General features: G+C 64.8%; 9 protein-coding genes and 1 pseudogene. 7 read left to right on the top strand and 3 right to left on the bottom strand.

Annotation, left to right across the window (positions count from 1 at the left end):
- The first annotated feature begins 847 nt into the window (after positions 1–847).
- From EA346_RS10195 to EA346_RS10205, 3 genes are all read left to right on the top strand, one after another.
- Positions 848–1,297 (top strand): Rid family detoxifying hydrolase, encoded by a 450-nt coding sequence (locus EA346_RS10195; RefSeq protein ID WP_296758246.1) that lies wholly within the window; start codon positions 848–850, stop codon positions 1,295–1,297.
- A gap of 389 nt (positions 1,298–1,686) precedes the next feature.
- Positions 1,687–2,601, top strand: a complete 915-nt coding sequence (locus EA346_RS10200) for a pirin family protein (RefSeq protein WP_296758262.1) — start codon at positions 1,687–1,689, stop codon at positions 2,599–2,601.
- A 409-nt stretch (positions 2,602–3,010) separates the two neighbouring features.
- Positions 3,011–3,532, top strand: a complete 522-nt coding sequence (locus EA346_RS10205) for a hypothetical protein (RefSeq protein WP_296758249.1) — start codon at positions 3,011–3,013, stop codon at positions 3,530–3,532.
- Between the two features lie 113 nt (positions 3,533–3,645).
- Here EA346_RS10205 and EA346_RS10210 read toward each other — a convergent pair.
- The 3 genes and pseudogenes from EA346_RS10210 to EA346_RS10220 form a co-directional block, all read right to left on the bottom strand.
- Positions 3,646–3,765 (bottom strand): annotated as a pseudogene (locus EA346_RS10210) (cytochrome c); the annotation flags it as partial.
- Positions 3,766–3,773: 8 nt separating this feature from the next.
- Complete coding sequence (locus tag EA346_RS10215; protein WP_296758250.1) at positions 3,774–5,165, bottom strand: heavy metal sensor histidine kinase; 1,392 nt, start codon at positions 5,163–5,165, stop codon at positions 3,774–3,776.
- Positions 5,162–5,842 carry a heavy metal response regulator transcription factor gene (locus EA346_RS10220; RefSeq protein ID WP_296758252.1) on the bottom strand — a complete coding sequence of 227 codons (681 nt, stop codon included), beginning with the start codon at positions 5,840–5,842 and terminating at the stop codon, positions 5,162–5,164. The genes EA346_RS10215 and EA346_RS10220 overlap by 4 nt, the downstream gene beginning before the upstream one ends.
- 194 nt (positions 5,843–6,036) lie before the next feature.
- Here EA346_RS10220 and EA346_RS10225 point away from each other — a divergent pair, with 194 nt between their 5' ends.
- The 4 genes from EA346_RS10225 to EA346_RS10240 form a co-directional block, all read left to right on the top strand.
- Positions 6,037–6,504: a hypothetical protein gene (locus EA346_RS10225; RefSeq protein WP_296758254.1), complete on the top strand. Its 468-nt coding sequence runs from the start codon at positions 6,037–6,039 to the stop codon at positions 6,502–6,504.
- 124 nt (positions 6,505–6,628) lie between these two features.
- Positions 6,629–7,297 (top strand): hypothetical protein, encoded by a 669-nt coding sequence (locus tag EA346_RS10230; protein WP_296758256.1) that lies wholly within the window; start codon positions 6,629–6,631, stop codon positions 7,295–7,297.
- Position 7,298: 1 nt separating this feature from the next.
- Positions 7,299–8,954, top strand: a complete 1,656-nt coding sequence (locus tag EA346_RS10235; protein ID WP_296758258.1) for a cbb3-type cytochrome c oxidase subunit I — start codon at positions 7,299–7,301, stop codon at positions 8,952–8,954.
- 16 nt (positions 8,955–8,970) lie between these two features.
- Positions 8,971–9,152, top strand: a 182-nt coding sequence (locus tag EA346_RS10240) for a hypothetical protein (protein WP_296758260.1), incomplete at its 3' end; no start/stop codon positions are given.

Genomic DNA, 9,152 nt, shown 5'->3' on the forward strand with positions numbered 1-9,152 from the left:
CTCAAACGCGTGATCGGGATCTTGGGCGCCCGGCCTCTGATCATGGCCATGTCGCGGGCCTGACTGCCCGCTTTACGCTCAGAATGGCGGGTGCCCGCCCAGCTACACTATCTTCGCCGCCTCCCTGCCGGATCCTGGGTCACGACCCCAGAACCTCGAATATCCTAGTTGATCCCACTCCCGGCGGCGTATGCCGCCCGAGGGTCTCAGACTGCCATCCTCACAGCGGATCGGCTCCGAGATCCGAGTTTTCACACGGTCTGGACCCTGAGCGGGCATCCAACCGCGGCCTGCGAGCGACCGGAAATGCCCGATCTCCGGACGACGTTTACGAGTGCGCTCCTTCTAGAGGGTGACCGATGCGCTCTTGTCCATGATTCAGTACCTCTTGGCAAGGTTCTGGACGCAACGTCCGGAAGATGCTGGCCCGTCCGTCGTACCGTGAGAGCTAGGGCCTTGAGCAAGGCGAGGAAGAAATCGCCGCGACAGCATTGTTGAGCGGCTTCGATCCGACGGGTCGTGCTCTCGCGTCGAAAAAATTCGTTCTTCGCCTTGCCGACTTTTTAGACCGTGTCTATTCTCGTTCAAGGCTTGGTTCGAGTGCGATGCATTCTCGCGTCAAGTCTGTGGCGTCCCTCTGACGGGGGCCGGGCCGAAATAACCGGAGGAGTGGGGGCCTCTATGCCCTCGAGTTTGGCACGTATCCTGCCAGCAGTGGCGTTGATCGCACGTGGCCATTCCTCAGCAGGAGCTTTCAACCAGTTGGCTGGATGTCATGCCGACCAATGCCATCTATTTGTGATTGGCAGAGAAAGAAACATTTAACCATTCAGGAGCAGGAATTAACATGAAGGCTCTTTACCTATCGCTGATGTTTGTCCTGGCCCTCACGGGTGCAACGGTTTCCCAAGTTGCCGCCAAGGAGATTCATTCGACCGACGCACTCTATCCGGCGGTTGGACCTTATTCGCAAATGGTTCAAGCGGGGAATCTTCTATTCCTCTCCGGCGTGATCCCATTGAACAAGGCTGGCGATGCAGTCGTGGGCGATACCATCGAGGAGCAGACCCGCCTGGTTCTGGACTACATCGGCGCCAAACTCGAATCTCAGGGCCTGGGCTACGAGAACGTTGTGATGTCCCACGTATTCATGGCGGACCTGAACGATTTCCGCGCGATGAACGGAGTTTACAGCGAATACTTCCCCACCGACCCGCCTGCCCGGGCCACGATTGAGGCCGCTCGCCTGCCCCGCGACGTACTGATCGAAATCGCTGTCGTCGCTTACAAGCCTTAGTGGGCAACGTTGCGTAGGGCCGTTCGCGGCGCGCGCACGTGCCAGGCAGAGTGGGGTAGTTCGGTTCATAAAGGAGCCGCGGGCTGTCTGCGCGCGCCTGGCAGACCTCGATATGGATCTCGTGGACTTGCCCCGGATGCCAACTTTCCGCGCGACTCCAGCTATTGATCCGCTTCCCTGGCGGCTGAGGCGCCGCTCAGGGCTGGCCACTTCCGTTACCAGCCATGGGGGTCTCGAGTCGACGCGAAGCAGGCGCCCCGTCTGGACGCGTGAGCGATTGCAGTCGAATCAATAGCAGACGGTGGCGGGGCTATGATCATAGTGCAGCCAGGGGCGCCCACGCGCAGAAGGCGGAAAGCCCCTCGACCACCATGGAGGTGGAAATGAAGATGCGCAAAGCCGAACCTCTGGCCGAGCACGAGCGCGGACCGATTCATGGCGAGGAGGTCATGGAGATGCTGCTACTACCGCACGAAAAGGATCTCGGCGGGTTTTCGGTGCGCAGGCTGCTGCCCAGCGCGAAACGCAGGATGGTCGGCCCCTGGGTCTTCTTTGATCACATGGGCCCGGCCGACTTCCCGCCAGGGCAGGGCATCACGGTACGTCCTCACCCCCATATCAACCTTGCCACCGTGACCTATCTGTTCGAAGGCGAGATTCTGCACCGCGATTCACTCGGCAGCCTGCAGCCGATCGTACCCGGCGACATCAATCTAATGGTCGCCGGGCGCGGTATCGTGCATTCGGAGCGTGAACGGCCGGAGATCACCGCCACCGCCCACCGGCAACACGGTCTGCAGCTTTGGCTGGCGTTGCCCGAGGCCGATGAGGAGATCGAGCCGGCGTTCCACCACTACCCGAGCGGCGACATTCCCACCCGCACGATCGATGACGTGCGGGTCCGGGTGATGATGGGTTCCGCCTACGGTGTGACCTCGCCGGTGAGAACCTTCGCAGATACCCTCTACGTGGACGCGCAACTCAATACGGGTCAGCGGCTGGCTATGCCCAATGCCTCCGAGCGTGCGCTGTATGTGGTCAGCGGTGGGCTCAGACTGGGCAGCATGATTCTGCCCGAACACTCAATGGTGATCCTGTCCCCGGCCTCGAACGTTTCTGTGGAAGCCGACACCGACTCGCGCATAGTCTTGATCGGCGGTGAGCCCCTGGGTGAACGCTTCATCGACTGGAACTTCGTCTCGAGCCGGAAGGAACGCATCGAGCAGGCGAAAGCCGATTGGCGCGCGAGACGCTTTCCCTTGGTGCCGGGTGACGAGGAGGAATTCATCCCGCTGCCAGATTGACTGAAGCCGACCCTGAGCGGGCACTCTAGTGTTTCTGTCGAGCGCCCGGTTGCGAGTGAACTGGGGTCACCCAGTTCCGAATCACCCATTGACCGTCAGCGGTGAAGGAGTGCCGATCGTCGAGGTCGCAATTCAGCGGGTGCTGTAGAAGTCGCGGTTCATTCGGCAGCCAGTCGATCGTTGAGAAGAGCCGCAACGAATTCATCGTCGCTGTTTTCTTGTCTCGGGGGGCGATACCGCCAGAAGGGAGAACCCCCACGGCTCGGGAAGCCCTGAGTTGACGTGGACAGGAAACGCCACGGAGACTGCAGTACTTCGCGGAAACGAAAATCCCTGGGCCCTCAGGGGTCACATGGGAGTCAACAAGGCCAAAACGGCCGCAAAGGCGCGTTCAGGAGAACGGAGGACGATGATGAAACAAACCACTCTTGCTTTACTGTGCACACTGGGGCTCGCTACCTGGGTCGGCACGGCTGCGGCCAACCCCACGATCCTTGCGCAGGGAGGGCATGCACAGCATGCTGGCATGGATCATTCGGCGCACGGGGCCCATGCCGCCCATGGAACGGCAGGCGCCGATACAGCACATGACGCTCATGCCGGGCATGGTGATGCTGACGATCGCGACGACGTTATGCCTGATGTCGAACGCCACGAAGCATCCGAGTCCTGCATCGGCTGCCACGGCCCGAATCCGCATCCCACCAGCAAGGCCGCCGCAGACAAATCCGGAGGCGGCATGGGGCGCATGGGCAAGGGTGGTGGTGGCATGGGCGGAATGGAAGGAGGTCATGGGAGCACGGGAGGGGGGCATGGTGGCATGGGTGGCATGCAGGGGCATCGTGCCGAGATGATGTCGCGTCTGGATCGCATCGAAATGCGCCAGGTCCTGATCGAAACCATGTTGAGGGAGATGCTGCTCAGCCGGTGACGGGTGAGGGACGGCATTTGAATCTCGCCTGCGGCGGGGCCTCAGAATTGGCGAGAGGGCTTGCTTGCGGCGGGAATGACCCGGTTGCAGGAGGCCAGTCCTTCGCGGATTCTTCACTCGATTCCGGCGATACGCTGCTGCTGGCGGATCCAGGCGATGATGTGGGCGGCTTCCTCGCCGGACACCACGGACACCGCCGGCATGTCACCGAACTCCCAGTGGTGCTGGTGGACAGAGGTGGTCAGCGGTTGCTGGGCAGGTCGATCGAGAAGATGGTGACACCGTCGGCCGACTCGGCATGGACGCGTCCGCCGTGGGCCTCGGCGATCGAGCGGGTGATCGCGAGGCCCAGGCCCGCGCCCTCGCCATGACCGGACCGTGACGGATCGATTCGGTGAAAGCGGTCGAACAGCAGCGGGAGCCGGTCTGGTGGGATGGTCGGTCCGGGATTCCGCACCAAGAGCCTGGTCCTGCCGCCGGCCGCCGCGATCCGGATCTCGACGGTCCCGCCGGCCGGCGTATGACGCAGCGCGTTCGAAAGGAGGTTGGACAGCGCGCGGCGCAGCATCAGGCGGTCGCCGATGACTGTGCCGGCCCCGATGAGTTGCAGCGTTATGCGCTTTTCCTCGGCCAGCGCCTCGTAGAACTCCATCAGCGCCCGCGCTTCCAGCTCGAGTGCAACCGCCTCGACAGGCCGCGGCAACAGCCCGTTGTCGGCCTTGGCGAGAAACAGCATGTCGCCGATCATCCGGGCGAGGCGTTCGAACTCCTCGAAGTTGGAATGCAGCGTCTCGCGGTAGTCCTCCGCGCTGCGGGCACGCGACAGCGCCACCTGCGTCTCGGTCATCAGGTTGGATACAGGGGTCCGCAGCTCGTGGGCAATATCGGCCGAGAAGTCGCTTAGGCGGCGGAATGCGCTTTCCAGTCGGTCGATCATGCCGTTGAAGGCGCGCAGCAGTTCCAGCATCTCGGCCGGTGCATCCCCTTCCGGCAGCCGCTCGCCGAGGCGTTCCGCCGAGAGCCCGCTCGCGGCCTGCGTCACCCGACGCAGCGGCGCAAGCCCTTTGTGGGCCGCCAGCCAGCCCAGGCCCGCGGCGAGCAGTGCCGCGATCACGATCGCCAGCCCGAGCTGATGGCGTATCAGCGCCAGGAACCGCACATGGTGCGAGGTATCGACCGCCACCAGCACCTGAAGCTCTTCGGGCCGCGGGAGCGGAGCCGTGACGGTCTCCTGCCGGCCGATGTACCGGATGCCGCCATGCTCCCGTACGAGCGTCGTACGCGATGGAAGCCCCTGGATATCCCATTCCCGCGCGATCCCCCCCGGGGTCGCGTACAGATTGCGGCCCGCGGCATCGGTTACGCGCACATCGAGCAGTTCGTGCCCAATCAGTACGTCGCCGAGCCGCCGGGGCAAGGTGGCGAGCGCTTCCTCCGACGTGGTCTGGTCGATCACGTTGCCAATCACGGCCAGCTTCGATTCGAGTTCGTGCTCATCGAGTTCAGTGAGGTGCCACGCGACCGACCGTTCCACCACAAATCCGACCAGGAGCAGCAGGGTCGCCGAGAACAGGGCGAACAGGAGTGCCATGCGCGCGGTCAGCGAGAGCCTGCCTCCGGTTAGCAACCTCATCTCGAGACGTCCGCGTCCAGCATGTAGCCCATCCCGCGAACGGTGCGGATCAGCTTTGGCTCGAAAGGATCGTCCACCTTCGCCCGCAGGCGCCGGACCGCGACCTCGATCACATTGGTGTCGCTGTCGAAGTTCATGTCCCAGACCTGCGAGGCGATCAGCGATCGCGGCAGCACCTCGCCGCGGCGCCGAAGCAGCAGTTCCAGCAACGCGAATTCCTTCGCGGTGAGGTCGATGCGAACCCCGGCGCGGGTGGCGCGGCGGCGCAGCAGGTCGAGTTCCAGGTCGGCGCAGGCCAACACCTCCGGCTCCTTGGTCTTGCCCCGGCGCAGGAGGCTGCGCACGCGGGCGAGGAGTTCGGAATACGCGAAGGGCTTCACGAGGTAATCGTCGGCGCCCAGTTCCAGCCCGCGGACCCGGTCCTCGACCTGGTCCCGCGCGGTCAGGAACAGGACCGGCATCTCGCGTCCGGCGAGCCGCAATGCCTGCAGCACCGCCCAGCCGTCCATCTGGGGCAGCATCACGTCCAGCACCAGAAGGTCATAGTCGCCGGTGGTGGCCAGATGCAGCCCGTCCAGCCCCTCGCGCGCCAGATCGACCACGAATCCGGCCTCGGTCAGCCCCTGGCGCAGGTAGTCACCGGTTTTTGGTTCGTCCTCGACGATCAGAATTTTCACTAGCCGGCTCCGAAGGGGTGTCTCCCGAGAGTCACAGTCTGCCATCGTCCACGGCCAATGGCGGAAAGCTGACAGACATGTAATGTCGCGGTCAGGTTGCTGTCCGGCCTGGCGGAGTAGGTTGGAAGCGTGGCAATACCGGGTTGCCGGGATTCCCCCGCACCGCAAGAATTCAAACCTTCCAGGAGTACACGATGAAGTCAGCAATCACCCTAGCGGCAGCTATGCTCTTTGCCGTGCCTGCGATCGCCGCCGAGGAGGAACACGCCGGTCACCATCCCGATCAAGGCGAAGCCACCACGGCAGCGGCTCCGGACCAGCACATGCAGCACATGCAGCACATGCAGGAGATGCAGGCACGAATGCAGGAAATCCACGAGACCGAGGACCCCGAGGCCCGCAAGCGGCTGATGGACGAGCAGATGGCGGCCATGAAATCCATGATGGAACACATGCAGGGAATGGATGGCGGGATGCCGGGCAAAGGCATGCACGATATGGGTAAGGGTGGCATGGGTCCCGGGATGATGAAAAAGGGTCCGGGTGGCATGGATCCCGCCATGATGCAGCAGCGGCGCGAGATGATGCAGCGGTGCATGCAGATGATGCAGGAGGGCGACATGGCACCGCCTGACGCGTCCGGTGGCCATGAAGGCCAGTGACCACTCGTGAGCACTGCGAATGGCGGCATGCCGCTCCGTAGCCCGACTTCGCTGTACTCCCTCTGCTGGGGATGACGTGTCCTCGAAAGCGCATGTAACCACACGCCGCGGATTCGTCGCCGCGATGGGTTTTGGCGCCGTCAGTCTGTACGGGCTCTGGGCCGCCTACGGCGCAGCGCCGACGCCCCTGGCGCTGCTGGGCCACACCGACGGCCATCCCGGCGCCCCAGGGGGTGGGCACGCCGGCCATGGCGTCCATGGCACTGCCGGACTCAACACCGAGGAGTTCCAGCGCAGGACGGTCGGGTTCATCGAGCGCTATCGGTTGCCCGATGGTACCGTGCACCCGCGGCGGCTGGCACCGCCGGCCTCCGTCCCCACTGCTGAACACACTGGGGCGGATCCCGCCGGGATGGACCACGGTGGGATGGACCATGGTGGGATGGACCATGGTGGGATCGACCATGGAGTGGCGGACCCCCAGGGATCGGCAGCGGAAGGGACCCCTGCGGAGGCGATCGACGTCTACCTGGCGGCGGGGATGTGGTACTACCTTCCCGATCGCCTGCGTGTCGATGCCGGCCAACCCTACCGCTTCCGGATGATGGCGCTGGACGTGTCCCACGGTGCCTCGATTCAGTTCGGACGCGGCGGACGGATGGTGCGCCTGCGCCCCGGACGCCTGACGGAAATGGACATCACCTTTCAAAGGCCCGGCCGGTACCTGATCTATTGCACCGTCTACTGCGGTCCGGCGCACGACGTGATGCAGGCCACGATCGAGGTGGTCTGAGATGGGCAGCACGTACAAGGAACGCTTCGCCGCCCTCCCCGCACGGGACCGGCGCCTGCTGGTTGTGATGAGCGGGGCGTCGCTGGGCATGCTCCTCCTCGGAATCGCTGGAGGGCTGCTGACCGCACTGGCCCGCGGGGGTCTCATCGACATCCTGCCGAACACCGGGTATCGGCTGCTCACCCTGCACGGGGTCAGCATCTTCTTCTACTGGCTGTTCGTCGCCCAGGCCGCGCTGCTGCTCGGCTTCGCGGCGGTGGAGCAGGGCCGGGGCCTGCTCCGTCGCGGACTGGCTTGGGTGGGCTTCGCGCTGATGTTGGCGGGGTTCGGCGCCAGCATGGCGGGGGCCCACATCGGCGTGCCCCTGCTCTATGACGGCGCACCCGGTCTGGGGGCTTTGGCACCCTCCGGACTGCTGGTGTTCAACCTCGGGTATCTCCTGCTCGGCGTGGGCCTGCTGGTCCTGCCGGCCGCGGCGATCGTCACGTTGCTGACGCCCCGCTGGGAAGGCCGGCAGGACCGGTTGAGCGCGGTAGGTTTCGCGCTTTTCGCCTGGGCCGGTTTCCTGATGGTGAGCGGTTTCGCGGCCCTGTACACCTTCCTGCCCGGTCTGCTGTGGGCGCTGGGGCTGGGGGCGTTTCCCGAGAACCACGGCACCAACTGGCACATCGTATTCCACAACATGCATTACCTGCCGCTGATGGCGACGGTGATCCTCTGGTACGTGCTGGTGCAGGCGCTCACCGGGGTCAAGTCCGTGTTCGGCGAGCGCTTCTCCAAGATCGTGTTCGCGATGTACCTGGTGTTCGTGCCCCCGACCTCGCTCTATCACATGTTCCTGGAGCCGGATCTCCCAGGGGCGGTGCGTGTCACCGGCTCGCTGCTTTCGCTGTTCGTGAGCGTCCCGACCCTGACCGCATTCCTGATCATCATCGCCTCGCTGGAGATCCACGCGCGCGGGCAGGCGGGGCGCGGGTTATTCGGCTGGCTGCAAGTGCTGCCGTGGCGGCACCCGGCGATGTCCGCCCTTGCGGTGGCGGTGCTCAGCATGGGCCTGGGGATCGTATTCGCTTTCGTGCTGATCCAGGAGCGGCTGGCGCCGTTGCTGTCCGACACTTTCTTCGTGCCCGGGTACTTCCATTTCTTCACCGTGGGCACGGTGAGCCTGACTCTGCTCGCCGCACTGGCGGTGATGCTGCCCGCCCTCGGGGGGCGGCCGCTGTGGCGCCCGGGACTGCTGCGCTGGATGCCCTGGCTCGTCTTCGCCGGGCTGCTGGTCTTCGGCGCGGCCGGAGTCGCCGCCGGCTACCTGGGCGTGCCGCGCCGGGTGATCGATGTCGCCTACCAGGGTCAGGCGCCGATGCTGTGGCAGGGCCTGATGCTCGCGATCGCCATTGGCGGCGCGGTGATGGCATCGGCGCTCGCCGTGATCGCCGCCGGCGTTGCGGCGTCCCTGTGGCGCGGGCGGGTGCCCGTGCCGGCATCCGCGGGACTGACGGTGGACTGGGGTGGCAGTACCCCGGCACCCGGCGTGGCTGCCTGGATGGGGCCGCTCTCGGTCCTGATCATCGTCGCGGCGATGTACCTGTTCACCGCGCTTGGATTCGAACTCATGCAGTGGCTGCCGGTGGCCGCCAGCGGCGGCGGTGGCCACTGAACGGAGGACGCTCGACATGAACGAGGATTTCTGGCTGATCGTCCCGGTGGTGGCCGTGTGGGCCCTGCTGGGCCTGGCCTATGCGCTCGCGCCCTGGGGCGACATGATCGGCTACGCCTGGGTCTGGGGCTTCGGTTCGGTGCTGTTCCTCGCGCTGGCCGGTCTGCTGCTGTGGCGGCGTCCGCCGGATTCGGCCCC

The organism is Thioalkalivibrio sp. (genome assembly GCF_007692535.1).
Classification (GTDB): domain Bacteria; phylum Pseudomonadota; class Gammaproteobacteria; order Ectothiorhodospirales; family Ectothiorhodospiraceae; genus Thioalkalivibrio.